This is a genomic window from Paractinoplanes toevensis, assembly GCF_018332695.1.
GTDB lineage: Bacteria > Actinomycetota > Actinomycetes > Mycobacteriales > Micromonosporaceae > Actinoplanes > Actinoplanes toevensis.
In genome coordinates, this window is sequence record NZ_BOQN01000087.1 from 32,500 (window position 1) to 50,549 (window position 18,050).

The window sequence follows — 18,050 nt, forward strand, 5'->3', positions numbered from 1 at the left end:
ATTAGGCGGTGTGATCACGGACGCAGGACGACCTTTCCGAGGTTCTCCCGCGACTCGATGATCCGGTGTGCTTCGGCGGCTTGTGCCAGGGGAAGTTCGGCGTGGACGGCCGGCCTCAGCCGCCCGGTGCGGGCGAGCTCCCACAACTCGTCACCGTTTTCCCGGTAGCGGTCGGGCTGCGTGGCGGCGAAGCGGGCCACGGTGAAGCCGGTGATCGTCTTGGCTCCGGCCAGGAGCTCGTGCGCAGCAACCGTGCCGCCACCCGAGTTGAAGAAGATCAACCGTCCGCCGGCCCGGACCGCCGCGAGCGCATGGGGAAGCAGCTCACCGCCGACCGCGTCGAGAACGACGTCGACCGGTTCGCCCCAGCTCCCGTCGGCGTAGCCGACCACCTCGTCCGCGCCCACACCCCGCAGGAACCCCGCCTTGTCATTCGAGCGGGCTCTCCCGGCCGCGCTTCCGGCGCGCGGGAGGCCGGGCGAGCCGGCCGCCTCCGCACCCTGCCGCGTGGCGCCGTCGGGTGTGCTCGCCGCCGCCACCACCCGGTGCACACCGCGCAGCTTGGCCAGCTGCACGAGCAGGTGTCCCACGCCGCTGGCGGATCCGGTGATCAGCACGGATTCGCCGGGCCGGGGAGCGGCTGCCGCCAGCACGCCGAGGGCGACCTGTCCACTGCGGACCAGGGCTACGGCCAGCACGTCGGATGCCCAGGAGGGGATCGGCGTGGCGAGGGCGGCGGGGACGGTGACGACCTCGGCGTAGGACCCGGTGAAGGACAGGCCGGCAATGCGGTCGCCGATCCGGATCTCCCGGCCGGCACGGTGATCACCGGCCGGCCCGATCCCGATGACCTCGCCGGCGACCTCGCCGCCGACCGGGGCGGGCAGCGCGGCCGGATCGCCCGCCCGCACCCGGCGCACCGCGGGCAGCGTCACCCCGATCGCGGCGACCCGCACCAGCAGCTCGCCGGGGCCGGGCACCGGCTCGGGGGCGTCCTCGAGCCGTAGCACCTCGGGTCCGCCGTACTCGTAGTGCCGCACGCGCCGCATCCGTCGCCTCCTGTCGTGGGGGAGTCCCCACGATAGGACGAGAAGGTTGGGTATGCCCAACGGTTTTTGGCTAGGGTGGGCGGATGGCCGATGAGGTTCCCTACGCGCCCGAGCGGATTCGCCGGCTGCCCAGCTGGCTGCTCGGCCGGGCCGCCGCCCGCGGCCACCGCCTGGTCGCCGAAGCCCTGGCCGGGGAGGGCGTCCGGATGATGCACCATGCCGTGCTGGCATCGGTCGCCGAGCTGGGCCCGGTCTCCCAGTCCACGCTGAGCCGCACCCTGCGGGTCGATCCGAAGGAGATGGTCGCCATCGTCCGTGACCTGCACGGCGATGGCCTGGTCGACCGCCAGCCCGACCCGGCCGACCGGCGCAAGCACGCGATCTCGCTGTCGCCGGCCGGCCGCGCCCTGCTCGCCCGCACCGAGCGGCTGGGCGCCGCCGCGAACGACCGGCTCACCGCGGCGCTGTCCCCGGCCGAGCGGGACCAGCTGCGCGACCTGCTCGGCCGGATCATCGCGCCGTGACGGGTCCGGCCGGCAGGTCCGCCCGGGCGCAGTCGGCCAGGTAGGGCAGGGCGAACTCCGTACGCCCGACCAGTTGCGGATGGGTCGCGGCCAGGCGCCGGACCTCGTTGAGGACGGCGGCCCGGTCCACCGGGGTCATCAGGATGATGGCGCTGCGGGAGGCGACCATGTCGATCAGGCGGTCCGGGCCGAGCGTCTCCACCCACTCGAAGGTGGCCTGCTCAATCGGCCCGAAGGGTGGGCCGATCGTGGTGGCGCGCTCGCTCTCGGAGTTGCCGATCACCTCGCCGAGGCGGCGGACCCAGTCGGTGCGTTCGTCGCGCAGGTTCCAGATCAGGCCGAGGCGGCCGCCGGGTGAGAGGATCCGGGCGATCTCCGGGACGGCGCGACCGGGGTCGATCCAGTGCCAGGCCTGGGCGACCAGGACGACGTCGGCGGCGCCGTCCGGCAGTGGGATGTCCTCGGCGGAGCCGCGCAGGGCGGGCACTCCGGGCACGGCCCCCACCAGCTCGTCGAGCATGCCCTGGGCGGGGTCGACGGCGGTGACCTCGAGGCCGCGGGCCCGGATCTGGCGGGTGAGTTTTCCGGTGCCGGCGCCCAGGTCGACGACCCGGGGGCGGCCGGGCGGGAGCAGCCAGTCGAGGGCGGCGGTGGGATAGGTGGGGCGTCCTCGTTCGTAGGTGGAGGCGGCGGGGCCGAACGAGTTCGCGTGCGCGGCGTGATCGTTCACGATGAAGATCCTATATCGCAGTATCCTAGGACGCTCTACGGGAAGTGACCTGTTTCAGGAACGAGCCCTTCGGGCACCACCTCTCCAAGCACCAAAACCATGGAGGGTTGACGCATGAGCTTCACCGACAAGGTCAAGAACGAGGCCGACGAGCTGTCCGGCAAGGCGAAGCAGGCCGTCGGCCGCGCCACCGACAACGAGAGCTTGGTGGCCAAGGGTGAGGCCCAGGAGGCCGGTGCTCAGGCCCGCAAGGCGGCCGAGCACGTCAAGGACGCCGGCAAGGACGTCAAGGACGCCTTCAGCTAGGTCATCGAAAACCGACGAGAGGGGCCCCGGGTGACCGGGGCCCCTCTCGTCATCCCCTGGGAGTTAGTCGTCGGCGACCTGCTTACGCCACCAGGCCTGCCCGGACTCGGGCAGCGTGTCGATCGGGTCGTAGTACGCGTGCTGCTTGGACAGCGCCTCGGCGTCGTCGGCCTCCAGGGAGGTGCGGTAGTTCTTGGTCCAGTACGAGATGCCGTGCTCCCGGTCGTAGTCGGTGAGCATGTGCACCCAGCGCTTGCCGACGAACGGCACGTCGCAGACGATCCGCGGGGTGGCGTAGCCGGGCAGGTAGCCCATCATGTCGTGCTGCAGCTGCTGGGCGTGCCAGACCGGGACCCGCCAGTGCTCGGCGTTGGGGATCATGTCGCACATGTAGAAGTAGTACGGCAGGATGCCGGCCTCGCCCTGTAGCCCGAAACAGAGATCCAGCAGGTCGGAAGTGGTGGCGTTGACGCCGCGCATGAGCACGCCCTGGTTGCGGACGTCGCGCACGCCCACCTCGAGCAGGGTCTGTGCGGCCTTGGCGACCAGCGGGGTCAGCGAGTTCACGTGGTTGACGTGGGTGTGCACGGCGAGGTTGACGCCCCGACGGCTGGCGGTGATGGCGACCCGCTGCATGCCCTCGACGACCTCGGGGAGTAGCCAGTGCTGGGGGAGGCCCATGAGGGCCTTGGTGGCGAGCCGGATGTCGCGCACGGTGGGCACCGACAAAAGACCCATAAGGTACGCCTCAAGCTGCTTCCAGGGCACGTTGGCAACGTCGCCGCCGGAGACGACCACATCCCGTACGCCCGGGTGGGCCTTGAGATAGGCGAGGTGGGCGTCGTACCGGTCGACGGGCTTGAGGGAAAGTCGCAGCTTGTCGACCGTCGGGGTGCTGTTGCCGACCAGGTCCATCCGGGTGCAGTGCCCGCAGTACTGCGGGCAGGTGGACAGCAGCTCGGCGAGAACCTTGGTGGGATAGCGGTGGGTGAGGCCCTCGGCGACCCACATGTCGTGCTCGTGCAGGGAGTCGCGGGTGGCGTGCGGGTGGGACGGCCACTCGAGGTGGCGGTCGGTGGCGACCGGGAGCATGTAGCGGCGGACCGGGTCGTTGTAGAACGACTCCGTGTCGGGGGTGCGGTCGGGCACCATGGTGTTGAGCATCTGCGGCGGGAGCAGCATCGACATGGTGGCCAGGCGCTGCTGGTCGGTCTCCAGGTCGACGTAGAAGCGATCGTCGAGCAGGTCGCCCATGACGGCCCGCAGCTGCTTGATGTTCTTGACGCAGTTGACCCGCTGCCACTGGGCGGACTCCCACTGGGCGGTGGTGACGTCGCGCCAGCCGGGGAAGCGGGTCCAGTCCGGCTCGACGAGCGGGCGGCGCTGGTATTCGTAGGGCTGGCCGTTCATCGATGCCTCCCGGGACGCGACAAGTGGCTTCAACGTACTGGATATTTTTTCGTCTAGAAAGCTAGTCTCCGTAGGATTTACGGTGAGAGGGCGGAAGAAGCTCCTTGATTTCTTGGTGAGGGTGGGAAACGTGTCAGCTTCTGTGGGTCTGCGGCGGGTGCTCGAACCGGCCGGTGTGCTGCCGCAGGCGGCGTGGCGGCTGGATGCGAGCCCGGAGATCGCCGCCGACGAGGTGCGCATCGCGGTCCAGCGGCTCAACCTCGACGCGGCGAGCTTCCGGCAGCTGGCCGAGAAGCACGGCGGTGACGGTGCGAAGGTCCGCGCCGAGGTCGCGGAGATCATCGAGACGCGCGGCAAGATGCACAATCCGGTCACCGGCTCGGGCGGCATGCTGATCGGCGTGGTCGAGGCGGTCGGCTCGGAGTCCCCGCTGGGCCTGAAGTCGGGCGACCGGGTCGCCACCCTGGTGTCGTTGACCTTGACCCCGCTGAAGATCACCGATGGGCTGGCGAAGTGGGACGGAAGATCCGAGCAAATTCCGACCGAGGGTACGGCGATCCTGTTCGGCCGCTCGGTGGTCGGCGTTCTCCCGGATGATCTCGAGCCCGAGCTGGCCCTCGCGGTCTACGACGTGTGCGGTGCCCCCGCACTGACCGACCGGGTGGTCCGCGAATACGACGGCAGTGTCACCGTCGCCGTCCTCGGTGGCGCGGGCAAGAGCGGTTCCCTGTCGCTGGCCGCGGCCCGGCTGGCGGGTGCCCGCACGGTTGCCGTGGTCCGGGATGAGAATGAGGCCGCAACAGTAAGAGGGCTGGCCGACGCGATTGCGATCGCCGACGCCCGCGACCCGGTCGCGGTCGCGGAAGCGGTGGGCACGCCGGTGACGATCACGGTCGTCTGCGTGGACGTGCCCGGCTGTGAGCACGGCGCGATCCTGGCCACCGAGGCCGGCGGCACGGTGATCTTCTTCTCGATGGCGACCAGCTTCCCGGCCGCCGCGCTCGGCGCCGAGGGCCTGGCCGCCGACGTGACGATGATCATCGGGAACGGTTATCTGCCCGGTCACGCCGAGTTCGCGGTCGACCTGGTGCGCCGCGTCCCGGCGGTGCGGCAACTGTTCGAGTCGCGGGTAGCGGGACACTGACGCGTATGACGCACCTCCCCTCGGTTCTGTACACCAACGGCCGCATCTATTCCGCGTCCGACCCGCGGGCCACCGCCATGCTGGTCCGCGACGGCAACATCGCCTGGCTCGGCGACCCGGATGACGCCCCGTCCGCCGACCGCCGCGTCGATCTCGGCCAGGCCCTCGTCACGCCGGCGTTCGTGGACGCGCACGTGCACGCGACCGACACCGGCCTGGCGTTCGACGGTCTCGACCTGTCCGCCGTCCGTTCGGCAGCCGAGCTGCTCGACCGGGTGGCCGCGTTCGCCGCGACCCGCCCGGCCGACGGGGTGGTGCACGGGCACGGCTGGGACGAGTCGACCTGGGCGGAGCAGACCCCACCGACCGCCGACGAGCTGGAACGGGCAGCCGGCGGCCGCCGCACCTACCTGTCGCAGGCGTCGGTGCATTCCGCCCTGGCGTCGGCGTCGCTGCTGGGCGCGGCCGAGGGCGTGCCGGGTTTCGACGCTTCCGGCTGGGTGCGGGAACAGGCCCACCATGCCGTACGCGCGGTGGCGCTCGATTCGCTCACCCCGCAGCAGCGCACGGCTTTCCAGCGCACCGCCCTGAGCCGGGCGGCGTCGCTGGGGATCGCCGCGGTGCACGAGTGCGCCGGTCCGGGCACGTCCAGCGAGGACGACCTGCGGTCGCTGCTGGCGCTGGGCGGTCAGGGCCTGCCCCGGGTGTACGGCTACTGGGGTGAGCTGGGCGGCGCCGAACGGGCCCGGGACCTGGGCGCGGTCGGCGCGGCCGGTGACCTGTACGCGGACGGCGCGCTGGGTTCCCGCACGGCGTCGCTGCGGCACGCCTACCATGACGGCGACCACGGCCTGGGCGAGGCGTTCGTGACCGCCGAGCAGGCCGCCGAGCACCTGCTGGACTGCATGCGGGTGGGCGTGCAGGGCGGTTTCCACGCCATCGGCGACGCCGCGATCGAGGCGGTCCTGGACGGTTTCGCACTGGCCGCGAAGCAGGTCGGTGTGGACGAGGTGCGGGCCGGCGGGCACCGGGTCGAGCACGTCGAGCTGATCGACAAGCCGATGATCGCGCGGATGGTGGAGTTCGGGGTGACCGCGTCGGTGCAGCCGGTCTTCGACGCCCTGTGGGGCGGCAACAACCGGATGTACGCGCAGCGCCTCGGCGTGGAACGGGCGCAGGCGAGCAACCCGATCGGCGCGATGCACGCCACCGGCGTACCCCTGGCCTTCGGTTCGGATTCCCCGGTGACGGCGCTGGACCCGTGGTCGGTGGTGGTGGCCGCGGCCGCGCCGCGCAACCCGGTGTACCGGATGACGGTGCGGGCGGCGTTCGCGGCGTCCAGCCGGGGCGGCTGGCGGGCGGCCGGCGTCGACCGCGCCGGGGTCCTCGTCCCGGGCGCGCAGGCCACGTTCGCGGTGTGGGAGACGCCGGGCGGGATCAAGGACGGCCTGCCGGCGCTGCTGGCCGACATCGACGGTGTGGTGCCGGCCCGCCCGGTGTGCCGGCGCACGGTCCTGGCCGGCGAAACGATCTTCGAAGCGTAGGGAGCAACGGTGTGGCCGGGAAGCTGAATCTGGACCCCGAGGTCGTCGCGAAGGCGCGGCGGCTGGCCGAGCGGGCGGGCGGTCCCGTCGTCGAGCTGGCTCGGTCCCACACCACGGTGTCGGTGGAACGGGCCGTGCTGCGCCTGGCCGGCGTGCACGGCGCCGACTCCGACGGCATCCCCTGGGTGAACCGCCTGGTGGACGCGGTGCGGGCGGACGTCGGGCTGGGTCACGGGGTGTCGCTGCCGGTGTTCCACGCGATGCGGACCACGGGCGTCGACGACATCACGGTGCTCGCACAGAAGGCGGCGGCCGGCGCGGTGCGGTTCGGCGTACCGGAAGGGAAAGCGGAAGCGACCGCGGCCCGGCGGGCCGCGAAAAGGGCGACCGGCGACGGCCTCAAGCTTGTCGATCGGCGCCGGGCCGAGCGGGACCGGCTGATCAAACGGTACGGCGATCCGCGGCAGCGTCCGTGGATCTACCTGATCGTCGCGACCGGCGACATCTACGAGGACATCCCGCAGGCGCAGGCCGCGGCCCGGGCGGGCGCCGACATCATCGCGGTGATCCGGTCGACCGGCCAGTCGCTGCTGGACTACGTGCCCGAGGGCGCCACCCGGGAGGGTTTCGCCGGCACCTATGCCACCCAGGAGAACTTCCGGCTGATGCGGGCCGCCCTGGACGAGACGTCGAAGGAGCTGGGCCGGTACGTGCGGCTGACGAACTACGCGTCCGGCCTGTGCATGCCGGAGATGGCCGCGATGGCCGGTCTGGAACGCCTGGACATGATGCTGAACGACTCGATGTACGGCATCCTGTTCCGCGACATCAACCCGATCCGCACCTTCGTCGACCAGCGTTTCTCGCGGCAGGTCCACGCCCGCGCCGGCATCATCATCAACACCGGCGAGGACAACTACCTGACCACCGCGGACGCCGTCGAGGCGGCCCACACGGTGACGGTGTCGCAGCTGCTCAACGAGTTCTTCGCGCACGAGGCCGGCCTGGCCGACTGGCAGCTGGGCCTGGGCCACGCCTTCGAGATCAACCCCGAGGTGCCGGAGTCGTTCCGCCTGGAGCTGGCGCATGCGCTGCTGGCGCGGGAGCTGTTCCCGGCCGCCCCGCTGAAGTGGATGCCACCGACCAAGCACATGACCGGCGACGTGTTCCGCGGCAACCTCCTCGACGGCTTCTTCAACCTGGTCGGCGCCCTGACCGGCCAGGGCATCCTGCTGGTCGGCATGATGACCGAGGCCGTCGTGACGCCGTGGCTGTCCGACCGCGACATCGCCCTGCAGAACGTCCGCTACGTCCTGACCGGCGCGGGCAACCTGCACGAGGACTTCGTCCCGGCGCCGGGCGGCTTCATCCAGCAGCGAGCGAACCAGGTCCTGTCCGAGGCGGTCGACCTGCTCGACAGGATCGCCGACGACACCCTGCTCAACGCCATCGCCGACGGCACCTTCGGCATCATGAAACGCCCCGCCGACCGAGGAAAGGGCCTCGACGGCGTAGCCAAGCACGAGGAGGACTACTACAACCCGGTGACGGAGGCCCTGGAAGCATGACGATCATCCGGCCCTACGGGGACACCACCGGTGACGGGATGGTGCAGCTGTCGTTCACGCTGCCCGTCGCGCACGACAAGCGGGCCGAAGGGGCCGCCCTGCAGCTTGCCGGGAAGATGGGGATGGACCCGGCGATGCTCGTGCACGCCAAGCAGATGGGGGACGGGTTCACCTTCTTCGTGGTCTACGGGAAGGTCAACCACCTCGTCGACACCGACAAGGTGGTGGTCGTCGAGCGGGACTTCCCGTTGCTGAGCGCCAAAGAGGTCAACGCCGTCATCAAACGGCGGCTGCGGCGGCGGCTGAACGTCGTCGGCGCGTGCATCGGTACCGACGCGCACACCGTCGGCATCGACGCCATCCTCAACCTCAAGGGGATCGCCGGGGAGAAGGGCCTGGAGTACTACCGGGAGCTCGCCGTCACCAACATGGGCGCGCAGGTCTCGGTGCCGGAGCTGGTCGAGACGGCCCGCGCGCAGAAGGCCGACGCCGTCCTGGTCTCCCAGGTGGTCACCCAGCGCGACGCCCACCTGCAGAACACCCGGGCCATGTCGGCGGCGTTCCGGGAGGCCCTGCCGGAGGGCAAGCGGCCGCTGCTGATCGTCGGCGGCCCCCGGTTCGACGAGCTCATGGCCGGTGAGCTCGGCGTCGACCGGATCTTCGGGCGGGGCACCACCCCGCGTGAGGTCGCCTCCTACCTCGTCCACGCCCTCACCGGGAGCGCCGCCAGATGATCACCGTGACCCATCGCCGTTACGTGCCGTACTCGCACGCCCACTACGCCGGCAACCTGGTCGACGGCGCCTACTCGCTGGGGCTGTTCGGCGACGTGGCCACCGAGGTGTGCATCCAGCTGGACGGCGACGAGGGCCTGTTCGCCTCCTACGACGACGTTCAGTTCAAGGCACCCGTGCAGGCCGGTGACGTCCTGGAGATCACCGCGACGGTGGTGAAGATGGGCACCCGGTCGCGACGGATCGCATTCACGTCGACCGTGGTCTGCCGGGGGACCGGCGGTTCGGCGGCGACCGTGCTGGCCGAGCCGATCGTCGCGGTCACCGCCACCGGCACGGTCGTCGTGCCCGCGAAGGGATGACCGCGGCGGTCTGCGTCGACGTCGGTTCCACGTACACCAAGGCCGCCCGGATCGATCTCGCCTCGGGCGAGATGACCGCCCGGGCCGAGGTGCCGACGACGGCCGCGACCGACGTGCTGGCCGGGCTGGATGCGGCCGTCGCCGAGGTGGGCGGCTTCGCCGATGAGGTGTACGTCTGCAGCAGTGCCGGAGGAGGTCTGCGGCTCGCCGTCGTCGGCTACGAATCGCTTGTCACCGCCGAGGCCGGGCACCGGGTCGGGTTGTCGGCCGGCGCCCAGGTCGTGCACGTGGCGGCCGGCCCGCTCGACGGGGCCGCGGTGGCCGCGCTGAAGGCCGCCCGGCCGGACGTGGTCCTGCTGGTCGGCGGCACCGACGGCGGCGATGCGGCGGTGCTGCTGCACAACGCCCGCCGCCTGGCCACCTCCCGGCTGCGGTTGCCGGTCGTGGTGGCCGGCAACGCCTTGTTCTCTTCGGACGCCGCGGTTCTGCTCGCCGATCGGGGCATCCCGGTGACCGTGACCGCCAACGTCCTGCCCAAGATCGGCGTCCTCGACCCCGGGCCGGCCCGGGCGGCGATCCGGGACGTGTTCCTGCGGCACGTGATCGGCGGCAAGCGGCTGTCGAGGGGCCGCCGCTTTGCCTCGCTGGTGCGGGCGGCCACCCCGGACGCCGTCCTGGCCGGGGTGGAGCTGCTCGCCGACCTCACCGGGGCCGGCGTGCTGGTCGTCGACGTCGGCGGGGCCACCACCGACGTCTACTCGGCGCTGCTGCCCGACGCCGAGGCCGAGAACGGCCCGCAACGCGATGTCGCCGGAACCCTGTGGAGATCCAGAACTGTGGAGGGTGACCTGGGCGTCGCGGTCGGTGCCGGCGGCACTGTGGCCGCCGCCACAGCCGAGAAATTGGCACTTTCGACCACCGAGAATCACCCGTCGGCGGAGCGTGACCGGGATCTCGCCGCGGCCGCGGCCGTGATCGCCCTGCGCCGCCACGCCCGCGGTCACTCTCCGGGACCGGGCCGGCCCCGCACCGGCGGCCGGGACCTGCGCGACGTCCGCCTCGTCGTCGGCTCCGGCGGGGTACTTCGGCAGGGTGGCGGCGCATATGTCCTGAACGCGGTCCTCACCGACACGGCCGGCGGCTGGGCCGCCCCGGCTACCGCCCGTACGGTGATCGACGAGCGGTACGTGCTCGCCGCGGCCGGCCTCCTGGCCCTTGATCATCGCCACGCCGCCATCGCCCTGTTGAACACGCTGTAACCCGAACGGGTACGGGACATGACACGCCGAACAACGCGACACGCCCGAGGGCGGGGACGGCGGTTGACAGGCGGGCGGGGGCCGGACGTACCGTCTTCAGGTCCTAGGCACGGCGAGCGATCGATGTCTAATCTGTTCCTCCTCCCACTGGCCGCAGTCCTCGCAGGGGTCGCGCGTTCAGCCAGGTCCAGGGGGTGGGGGTCGACGGAGCGGCAGCGGACCGATCGCAGCGTCGGTGGGGCAGGGGGTTGTACCGGCACCAGTAGACAACGGCTCGGCGGGGACAGCCAGTCCGCGGCGGGTCGGTCCGAAGGCGTACGGGACCACCCGCTGGCCCACCGGCTGTGCCCGGGAGCGAGAGAAGCACACGAGGCGCGGCCTACCCGGCCGCGCCTTCTCCGTTCCCGCAGTTCCGCCCGCGTTTTTCGCCCGGTAGCCTTCCGCGGGTGGAAATGACGCTGCAGCCGCCGGCCGCACCCCAGGTCAGCGGGCCCGCCGGCCGGCCCGAGCCGCTGCGGCTGAAGTTCGCGCTGCCGCTCGCCCTGCTCGCCGGGGCCGCCCTGTTGCTGGCCCTCCCGCCGTACGACCTGTGGTGGCTGTCCCCGGCCGGGGTCGCCCTGCTCGGCGTGGCCAGTCACCGGCGCCGGCTGCGGGCCGGGTTCGGCCTGGGCCTGCTCACCGGCATCGTGCTGTTCTTCCCGCTGCTCAACTGGACCAGCTTCGCGGCCGGCTGGCTGCCCTGGGCGCTGCTGTCCAGCGCCGAGGCGGTCTTCGTCGGGCTGACCGGCCTGGCCACCGCCTGGCTGTCGCCGATGCTCGACCGGTGGCGGGCGCTGTGGCCGGTGCTGCTCGGCCTGCTCTGGGTCACCCAGGAGGCGGCCCGCGACCGGGCTCCCTTCGGTGGCTTCCCGTGGGGGCGGCTCGCGTTCAGCCAGGGCGACGCCCCGTCGCTGCACCTCGCCGCGTACGGCGGTGCCCCGCTCGTCACGTTCGCCGTGGCCGCCGCGGGCGGTTGCGTGGCCGCACTGGTGTGGCAGCGGCCCGGTCGAGCCTCCCTGGGGTATCTGGTGGCGCTGGCCGCCCTGATCGTGGCGCCCGCCGCCCTGCCGATCGGCGGCAGCGCCGACAGCAGCCGGGTGGTCGCCGTCGTCCAGGGCAACGTGCCGCGGCTCGGCCTCGACTTCAACGCCCAGCGGCGGGCCGTGCTCGACAATCACGCGAGCGCCACGTTAAAACTTGCCGAAGACGTGAAGAACGGAAAACAGCGCCAGCCCGACCTGGTGGTGTGGCCGGAGAACTCCAGCGACATCGATCCGTTGCGCAACGCCGACGCGGCGACCGAGATCTCGGCCGCCGCCGACGCCATCGGCGCGCCCATCCTCGTCGGCGCGGTGCTGCGCACCGACAACCCGGCCGACATCAAGAACGCCGGCATCCTCTGGAACCCGAACACCGGGCCGGACCTGACCCAGCAGTACGTCAAGCAGCACCCCGTGCCGTTCGCCGAGTACATGCCGCTGCGGTCGGTCGCCCGGCTCGTCACCGACAAGGTCGACCTGGTCAAGAACATGCTGGCCGGTGATCACACCGGCATCATCCGCACGTCGGCGCTGACCCTCGGCGACGTGATCTGCTTCGAGGTCGCCTACGACGGCATCGTCCGCGACACCGTCACCGGCGGCGCCCAGATCCTCGCCGTGCAGACCAACAACGCCACCTTCAACGCCGCCGAAGCGCGCCAGCAACTGGCCATGGTCCGGCTGCGCGCGGTCGAGCACGGCCGGGAATCACTCATGGCGTCGACGGTGGGTGTGTCGGCGTTTGTCGGCACCGACGGGGCGGTACACGACGAGAGCGGCTTCAACGAAGCAGCGGTCATGGTGCGCGACATGAAACTGGACGGGTCGCGTACGCTGGCGACTCGCTTGGGCATCTGGCCCGAGATGGCGGGCGTCGCGTTGGCGGCCGTCGCTGTCATCGGCGCGTTCCCGCTGCGGCGCACTCGGCGTACCAGCGGAAACAACGGGGAAGACAAGACGGAGGAACGGTGAGCGAGGCGGAAGGCTACCCGGGAGTTGGACGGGTCCTCGTGGTCATCCCGACTTACAACGAGGCGGACAACATCCGCAAGATCACCGGCCGGGTCCGCAGCGCGGTGCCCGAAGTCGACATCCTCGTTGCGGACGACAATTCCCCCGACGGCACCGGTGCCATCGCCGACGAGCTCGCCGTCGCCGACGACCACATCTTCGTGCTGCACCGGGCGGGCAAGGAAGGCCTCGGCGCCGCCTACAAGGCCGGCTTCGCCTGGGCCAAGGACAAGGGGTACGACGCGGTCGTCGAGATGGACGCCGACGGTTCGCACGCCCCCGAGGAGCTGCACAAGCTTCTCGACGCGCTGCGCGACACCGACGCCGTGCTCGGCACCCGCTACATCCCCGGCGGCAGCGTGCACAACTGGCCGCTGCAGCGGCTGCTGCTCTCCCGCGGCGGCAACATCTACATCCGCATGGTGCTGGGCCTGCCGTTCCGCGACGCCACCGGCGGCTACCGCGCCTACCGGATGCCCGTCCTCGACGCGATCAACGTCGACACCGTCGCCTCCACCGGCTACTCGTTCCAGGTCGAGCTGGCCTGGCGCAGCTACAAGAGCGGCTTCCGGATGGCTGAGGTGCCCATCACGTTCACCGAACGCGAACACGGCGTCAGCAAGATGAGCGGCAACATTTTCAAGGAACAGCTGCTCAGGGTCACCGTGTGGGGGGTGCAGGCCCGCAAGGCTGCACTGCTGAGCCGCCTCGGCCGCCGGTCCAGGCAGGGTTCCACCTGGCCGTGACCGGGCGCGGGCGTGTCATGCTGGATCGAGAACGCATGACCCCCGGAGGACACCATGCAGCGTCGAGGATTAGCCCTGTTGCCGCTGGGCCTGGCCGTGCTCGCGATCGCCGAGATCACGGTGTTCATCAGCGTGGCCCACGTGATCGGCGCGGGCTGGGCGCTGCTGCTGCTCGCCGGGTGTGAGATCGGCGGCATGCTGCTGCTGCGCCGGGAGGGCATCAACGGCTGGCGTGGCTTCCAGGCCGCGGCCGCCGAGGGCCGCCCGCCCGGCGCCCAGGTCGCCAACTCCCTGGCCGGTCTGGCCGGCGCGCTGCTGCTCGCCGTCCCCGGCTTCCTCACCTCGATCGCCGGGCTGCTGCTGCTGATCGGGCGGCCGGTCGCCCGGCGCTGGATCGAGCGCTACACCGAGCGCCAGGTGGGCGCGGCCGTCGCCGGTGACCTGTTCGGCCCGCGCCGGGTCAAGGTCCGCCGCGGCGAGCCGGTCGTGGTCGCCGAGCACGACGACACCCCCGTGCACACCCCGCCGGCCGCGGCCATCGAGGGCGAGGTCGTCGAGGGCGAAGTGGTCCGGTAGCCGTACCCCGAAAAGCATGAAGGCCGACCCGGTGGGGTCGGCCTTCATTGTTCGTGCGGCGTGGATCAGCGGCCCCTGCGGGTGCGAACCTCCTGAAGCCGCTCGTTGAGAATGTCCTCGAGTTCCGAGATCGATCGCCGCTCCAGGAGCATGTCCCAGTGCGTACGCGGCGGTTTTGCCTTCTTCTGCTCGGGCTCGTTGCCGTCCACCAGACGGGCGACGCTGCCGTCGAACTTGCACTCCCAGGTGACCGGCACCTCGGCGTCGACGGCGAACGGCACCTCGAACTGGTGACCCTTGACGCACAGGTACTCTCGGGTCTGACGGGGAGCCAGCTCGGTGTTGCGGTCGGACTCGTAGCTGACTGCGCCAAGACGGCTGCCGCGCAGCATGCGTTCGCCCATGATCGGCTTTCCCCTCGCTCGTGGTGCTGCTCTCGTTGGTGTAACGAAAGGGGCGGCCGCGGGATTCCACGGTCGCCAAGGCTTCGGCCCACCGTTGTGACGGTGGTGTTAACGATACGAGCGTAACCGGCGACAGCCCTTACCGGTCACCACCCGTCCCCAGGGAAGTGGACCTTGGTCCACTTTACGGGGTTATGCGTGTTCTGCAGGTGATGCGATCTCGGTCACTCGACCGATTACCCGACAAACCTTCGCCTCGTTTCACCTTACGCCCGGAAAGATTCGTCCAGTGGTCGCCGAAACTGAGCACAGTTCGGCGAAGCTTCACTTCCACGCCCGAAGCCGCCACGATTGTCCACCATCCCGGCCGGAAAGTGCCGCCGGAGATCCGACAGCATCGATCCGGCGGCTTCCTGAGTAAATGCTGTATACCCCGCCCCATCGGCCGAAACGTCGCCGCCCAGCAGCGAACTCCGCCGGCGCCCGGCGCCGATGCTGGGCCGCGGCACCCGCCCGGGCCGCCGCCGCCGACCGATCGATGCCCGGCCCCACAGCCGATGACCAGGTGATCGACGCCGTGACCGCCCCGGGGCCCGGCCACGTCGGTGCAGTGAGAATCCGCACTCCGTCCCACCCGGAGGAGGGACGATCTCGGCCTGCCGCCGATCACGAGGTGGTGGACCGTGGAACGGCCCTTCGTAATCTGCCGGGCGGACCGCGGTGGCAGTCAGCTGGTGGCCGGGGTGGGCTCGGCGGCGCGGGTGGGCTGGGACGGGGTGGGGGCCGGGCGGGTGCCCAGGGAGGCCAGGGCCGATGCCAGGTCGCTCACCTGGGTGGACAGCTGGGCCGCGCGGGACTGGGCGGCCTCGGCCTCGGCGCGGGCGGCGGCCAGGCGGCGTTCCAGGTCGGTGGCGTCCTGGACGGCCCGGTCGGCGGTGCGTTGCAGGTCGTCGCGGGCGCGGGTGGCGGCGTCCCGGTCGGTCATCGCCGCTGCCAGGTCCTGGCGGGCCCGGGCCAGCTCGGCGTCGGCTGTGGTGCGGGCTGTGGCGGCGTCTCGGCGTACCTCGTCGATTGTCTTGTTCGCGGCCGTGAGCTGCGCGGTCAGCTCGCGCGCGGCGGTTTTCAGGTCCTCGGTGGCCTGCTGGAGTTCGTCGGCGCGGGCGGTGGCGTTCTGCGCCTCGCGGACGCTCGATGCCAGGTCGCGTTCGATCTCGTCGCGTTCGTGGCGGGTTCGCTCCAGCTCGGTGCGGGTGGCGGCCAGTTCCTCGCGCGCGGCCTCGCGGGCCGCGGTGAGCTCGTCGCGGGCGGCGTCGCGTTCGGTCTCGGCGCGTTCGCGCAGGGCGGCCGCCGCGGTGGCCTGCCGGCGGGCCTCGTCGCGCTGGGCGTTTGCCTCCTCGGTGGCCTGGGCGGCGGCGGTGGCCTTGCGTTCCTCGTCCTCGGCGCGGTGGCGGGCCTCGTCGCGTTCGGCCGCGGCCGCCGCGGTCAGCTGCTGGGCGGTGGCTACCGCGGTGTCGGCGCGTTCGGCGTCGCGGCGGGCGTCGTCGCGTTCGGTGTGGGCGGCGGCCAGCTGGCTGGAGGTCTCCGCGCGCAGCTCGGCCAGCTGCCGTTCCACGCCGGCCGGGGACAGCTCCGAGTGCAGGGCGTCGGTCAGCGTCTCGACCAGTTGGTCGAGGCGGTCGACGACCTCCCAGGTGCGGGCCACCTGGCCGGCGAGGCCGGGGGAGGAGCGGTGCCGCATCCGGTTGTTGCGGGAGGCCCGCTGGCACTCGCCGTCGTTGTCCCGGCAGTAGCGGAACGGCCGCCCGGCCGAGGCGCGCTGCAGGACGGGACGTCCACAGTGGGCGCAGGGACGGGTCTCCGAGGTGAGGTCGTTGTCGCTCATCGCCTGGTGAGCCTAGGCGCGCCAGGCGCACAGGCCGAGCCACCACACCGGCGCGTCTTCCGCCGACACCATCATCCTAGGACGCTCTACACGGTGTGCGCGCCGCCACCCGCACACGCTCCAACCGGAGATCAAAAACTAAAAGGAATCAACGACCTACCGCCTTTTGAACTTCCGAGAGCCGGGCGAGCCCAAAAGCGGCTCGGATCTCTAGCGTCGCCGGGTGACGATTCGTATCGAGGTCCGCTTCACCGTCGATGACCGGCAGCTGAGTGGGCTGCACGCCCGAGCCTTCGGGGGTGATCCGGCGGAGGTGCGGCCGTGGTCCCGGCAGCTGGCCCGCTCTGCGCTCACCTGGGTCGGTGCGTTCGAGGCCGGGGAACTGGTGGGGTTCGTGCAGGTCTGCTGGGACGGCGGGAGCCACGCGTTTCTGCTGGACACGGTGGTCGACCCGGACCGGCAGCACCGTGGCATCGGCACCCGGCTCGTCGAGGCGGCGGCCGGGGAGGTCCGTGCCGCCGGCTGTGAGTGGCTGCACGTCGACTTCGAGCCGCACCTGGAGCAGTTCTACCTGGACGGCTGCGGTTTCCGGGCAACGCCGGCCGGAGTGATGCGGCTGATCGGGTGAGGGCGGCCAGTACTCGCGTAGTGGTCAGTCGGACAGGATCTCGTCGGCCCAGGTGGTTATCGCGGTCAGGACGGGGGCTCGGCCGGCGAAGGTGGCTTCCAGGGTGCGCCGGTCGTAGGCGGCCGTCGCCGGGGTGGGAGCGGCGGCAGTCATCAGCATGCGCGGGGCGAGCCAGAAGTACTTGGCGGCGCCGGTGGTCTTGACGGCTCGGCGGACCGTGGCCGGGTCGACGGCGGGGGCCATGCCTTTCTCGTAGGCGGCCGTGACGGTGGTGAGGACCTCGTCGAGGTGTCCGATGTCGATGAGGCCATCGAGGAAGGTGTCGAGGGCGAGGTTGGCGGCGTCCTCGCCGATGGCGCCGGGGCCGACGAAGGCCCAGTCGATCAGGGTGGGGCCACGGTCGGTGAGGATGAGGTTCATCGGCCACACGTCGTGGTGGCAGAGGGTGCGCGGGAGGTGGTCGGCGAGGGCGAGCAGGTCGTGGCGGTGGGTCCACAGTCGGTGCAGGCCCTGGCGTAGTGACGGGGGCCAGGTGGCTAGGGCGACGGGGTGGTTCCAGTCGAGGTCGTCGGGGACGGGCAGGGCCAGGGTGTAGTCGCGGAGCCAGTCGCGGGCGAGCCACTCGTGGGTGGGGATGTCGTGCAGGTAGCGGGCCTGGGCGGTGCCGAGGCGGTGGGCGAGGTCGGCCAGGTCGGGTGGGGTGCTGTGGCGGCCGGGGGTGCCGGCTACGTCTTCGAGCCAGAGGGCGGCGGCGTTGTCGAGCGGCACGATGTCGAGCAGGCGCGGGGCGTTGATGCGGGGGAATGCGGTGGTGGGCAGGCCGGCGGCGTACGCGCGGAGCTCTCTTTTCCAGTAGTTGAAGTGGCCGGGGTCGGTGCCGGCGGCGAGGTGGGGTGCGGCGCCGGGGCGTCGTGCGGCGGCGATCTTGAGGATGGCGGTGTCGTGGTCGCGGTGGATGCGCCAGACACCGGCGGTTACTTCGTTGGCGTGGCTGTGGGTGAGGGGTTCTGCGCGCCAGCCGGGGCGCAGGAGGTGGTCGATCTCGGTCACGTGGGTGAGCCTAACCTCTGGACAAATTTTATTGTCGGTGGTTT

The 18,050-nt window shown here is 71.4% G+C and carries 18 protein-coding genes; 12 read left to right on the top strand and 6 right to left on the bottom strand.

What is annotated here, in order from left to right:
* Positions 1 to 14 precede the first annotated feature (14 nt).
* Entirely contained in the window at positions 15 to 1,049 is a 1,035-nt protein-coding gene (locus tag Ato02nite_RS33060; RefSeq protein ID WP_213010602.1) for a quinone oxidoreductase family protein, read from the bottom strand.
* Positions 1,050 to 1,132: 83 nt separating this feature from the next.
* Between Ato02nite_RS33060 and Ato02nite_RS33065 the strand changes: the two genes are divergently transcribed.
* On the top strand, positions 1,133 to 1,573 hold the full coding sequence (locus tag Ato02nite_RS33065; RefSeq protein ID WP_213010603.1) for a MarR family winged helix-turn-helix transcriptional regulator: 441 nt from the start codon (positions 1,133 to 1,135) through the stop codon (positions 1,571 to 1,573).
* On the opposite strand, the gene Ato02nite_RS33070 is transcribed toward Ato02nite_RS33065, so the two are convergent.
* Positions 1,560 to 2,303 carry a class I SAM-dependent methyltransferase gene (locus tag Ato02nite_RS33070; protein ID WP_281419863.1) on the bottom strand — a complete coding sequence of 248 codons (744 nt, stop codon included), beginning with the start codon at positions 2,301 to 2,303 and terminating at the stop codon, positions 1,560 to 1,562. The genes Ato02nite_RS33065 and Ato02nite_RS33070 overlap by 14 nt on opposite strands.
* Positions 2,304 to 2,417: 114 nt before the next feature.
* Here Ato02nite_RS33070 and Ato02nite_RS33075 point away from each other — a divergent pair, with 114 nt between their 5' ends.
* Complete coding sequence (locus Ato02nite_RS33075; RefSeq protein WP_203809739.1) at positions 2,418 to 2,609, top strand: CsbD family protein; 192 nt, start codon at positions 2,418 to 2,420, stop codon at positions 2,607 to 2,609.
* A 63-nt stretch (positions 2,610 to 2,672) separates the two neighbouring features.
* Here Ato02nite_RS33075 and Ato02nite_RS33080 read toward each other — a convergent pair whose 3' ends face one another.
* Positions 2,673 to 4,019, bottom strand: a complete 1,347-nt coding sequence (locus Ato02nite_RS33080) for a KamA family radical SAM protein (RefSeq protein ID WP_213010604.1) — start codon at positions 4,017 to 4,019, stop codon at positions 2,673 to 2,675.
* 130 nt (positions 4,020 to 4,149) lie between these two features.
* Here Ato02nite_RS33080 and kdd point away from each other — a divergent pair, with 130 nt between their 5' ends.
* The 9 genes from kdd to Ato02nite_RS33125 all read left to right on the top strand — a co-directional run bounded on the left by kdd (position 4,150) and on the right by Ato02nite_RS33125 (position 14,042).
* Positions 4,150 to 5,163 (top strand): L-erythro-3,5-diaminohexanoate dehydrogenase, encoded by a 1,014-nt coding sequence (kdd, locus tag Ato02nite_RS33085; protein WP_213010605.1) that lies wholly within the window; start codon positions 4,150 to 4,152, stop codon positions 5,161 to 5,163.
* 5 nt (positions 5,164 to 5,168) lie between these two features.
* Positions 5,169 to 6,707, top strand: coding sequence for an amidohydrolase (locus Ato02nite_RS33090; protein WP_213010606.1), 1,539 nt, complete (start codon positions 5,169 to 5,171; stop codon positions 6,705 to 6,707).
* Between the two features lie 11 nt (positions 6,708 to 6,718).
* On the top strand, positions 6,719 to 8,275 hold the full coding sequence (kamD, locus tag Ato02nite_RS33095; RefSeq protein ID WP_213010607.1) for a lysine 5,6-aminomutase subunit alpha: 1,557 nt from the start codon (positions 6,719 to 6,721) through the stop codon (positions 8,273 to 8,275).
* Positions 8,272 to 9,009 (top strand): lysine 5,6-aminomutase subunit beta, encoded by a 738-nt coding sequence (kamE, locus tag Ato02nite_RS33100; protein ID WP_213010608.1) that lies wholly within the window; start codon positions 8,272 to 8,274, stop codon positions 9,007 to 9,009. Before kamD ends, kamE begins: the two co-directional genes overlap by 4 nt.
* The gene (gene kal, locus Ato02nite_RS33105) at positions 9,006 to 9,371 is read left to right on the top strand and encodes a 3-aminobutyryl-CoA ammonia lyase (protein WP_213010609.1); all 366 of its coding nucleotides are present in this window, start codon (positions 9,006 to 9,008) and stop codon (positions 9,369 to 9,371) included. The genes kamE and kal overlap by 4 nt, the downstream gene beginning before the upstream one ends.
* Positions 9,368 to 10,630 (top strand): glutamate mutase L, encoded by a 1,263-nt coding sequence (locus tag Ato02nite_RS33110; protein ID WP_213010610.1) that lies wholly within the window; start codon positions 9,368 to 9,370, stop codon positions 10,628 to 10,630. Before kal ends, Ato02nite_RS33110 begins: the two co-directional genes overlap by 4 nt.
* Before the next feature lie 452 nt (positions 10,631 to 11,082).
* Positions 11,083 to 12,681, top strand: a complete 1,599-nt coding sequence (gene lnt / locus Ato02nite_RS33115) for an apolipoprotein N-acyltransferase (protein ID WP_213010767.1) — start codon at positions 11,083 to 11,085, stop codon at positions 12,679 to 12,681.
* Positions 12,678 to 13,466, top strand: a complete 789-nt coding sequence (locus Ato02nite_RS33120) for a polyprenol monophosphomannose synthase (protein ID WP_213010611.1) — start codon at positions 12,678 to 12,680, stop codon at positions 13,464 to 13,466. The genes lnt and Ato02nite_RS33120 overlap by 4 nt, the downstream gene beginning before the upstream one ends.
* Positions 13,467 to 13,520: 54 nt before the next feature.
* A complete protein-coding gene (locus tag Ato02nite_RS33125; RefSeq protein WP_213010612.1) occupies positions 13,521 to 14,042 on the top strand; it encodes an FxsA family protein in 522 nt (173 codons plus the stop codon).
* A gap of 65 nt (positions 14,043 to 14,107) precedes the next feature.
* Here Ato02nite_RS33125 and Ato02nite_RS33130 read toward each other — a convergent pair whose 3' ends face one another.
* Together Ato02nite_RS33130 and Ato02nite_RS33135 are read right to left on the bottom strand one after the other, a co-directional pair.
* A complete protein-coding gene (locus tag Ato02nite_RS33130) occupies positions 14,108 to 14,446 on the bottom strand; it encodes an RNA polymerase-binding protein RbpA (RefSeq protein WP_203809726.1) in 339 nt (112 codons plus the stop codon).
* Between the two features lie 727 nt (positions 14,447 to 15,173).
* Positions 15,174 to 16,328, bottom strand: a complete 1,155-nt coding sequence (locus Ato02nite_RS33135; protein WP_213010613.1) for a coiled-coil domain-containing protein — start codon at positions 16,326 to 16,328, stop codon at positions 15,174 to 15,176.
* 223 nt (positions 16,329 to 16,551) lie between these two features.
* On the opposite strand from Ato02nite_RS33135, the gene Ato02nite_RS33140 reads away from it, so the two are divergent.
* Positions 16,552 to 16,956 (top strand): GNAT family N-acetyltransferase, encoded by a 405-nt coding sequence (locus tag Ato02nite_RS33140; protein ID WP_213010614.1) that lies wholly within the window; start codon positions 16,552 to 16,554, stop codon positions 16,954 to 16,956.
* Positions 16,957 to 16,980: 24 nt separating this feature from the next.
* On the opposite strand, the gene Ato02nite_RS33145 is transcribed toward Ato02nite_RS33140, so the two are convergent.
* Entirely contained in the window at positions 16,981 to 18,006 is a 1,026-nt protein-coding gene (locus Ato02nite_RS33145; RefSeq protein ID WP_246607725.1) for a phosphotransferase, read from the bottom strand.
* Positions 18,007 to 18,050 lie beyond the last annotated feature (44 nt).

Bases quoted from the DNA above. Each gene is read 5' to 3' on its own strand.
- Ato02nite_RS33060 (WP_213010602.1), bottom strand. From the start codon at position 1,049: ATGCGGCGCGTGCGGCACTACGAGTACGGCGGACCCGAGGTGCTACGG.
- Ato02nite_RS33065 (WP_213010603.1), top strand. From the start codon at position 1,133: ATGGCCGATGAGGTTCCCTACGCGCCCGAGCGGATTCGCCGGCTGCCC.
- Ato02nite_RS33075 (WP_203809739.1), top strand. From the start codon at position 2,418: ATGAGCTTCACCGACAAGGTCAAGAACGAGGCCGACGAGCTGTCCGGC.
- Ato02nite_RS33080 (WP_213010604.1), bottom strand. From the start codon at position 4,019: ATGAACGGCCAGCCCTACGAATACCAGCGCCGCCCGCTCGTCGAGCCG.
- Ato02nite_RS33090 (WP_213010606.1), top strand. From the start codon at position 5,169: ATGACGCACCTCCCCTCGGTTCTGTACACCAACGGCCGCATCTATTCC.
- kamE (WP_213010608.1), top strand. From the start codon at position 8,272: ATGACGATCATCCGGCCCTACGGGGACACCACCGGTGACGGGATGGTG.
- kal (WP_213010609.1), top strand. From the start codon at position 9,006: ATGATCACCGTGACCCATCGCCGTTACGTGCCGTACTCGCACGCCCAC.
- Ato02nite_RS33110 (WP_213010610.1), top strand. From the start codon at position 9,368: ATGACCGCGGCGGTCTGCGTCGACGTCGGTTCCACGTACACCAAGGCC.
- lnt (WP_213010767.1), top strand. From the start codon at position 11,083: ATGACGCTGCAGCCGCCGGCCGCACCCCAGGTCAGCGGGCCCGCCGGC.
- Ato02nite_RS33125 (WP_213010612.1), top strand. From the start codon at position 13,521: ATGCAGCGTCGAGGATTAGCCCTGTTGCCGCTGGGCCTGGCCGTGCTC.
- Ato02nite_RS33130 (WP_203809726.1), bottom strand. From the start codon at position 14,446: ATGGGCGAACGCATGCTGCGCGGCAGCCGTCTTGGCGCAGTCAGCTAC.
- Ato02nite_RS33135 (WP_213010613.1), bottom strand. From the start codon at position 16,328: ATGAGCGACAACGACCTCACCTCGGAGACCCGTCCCTGCGCCCACTGT.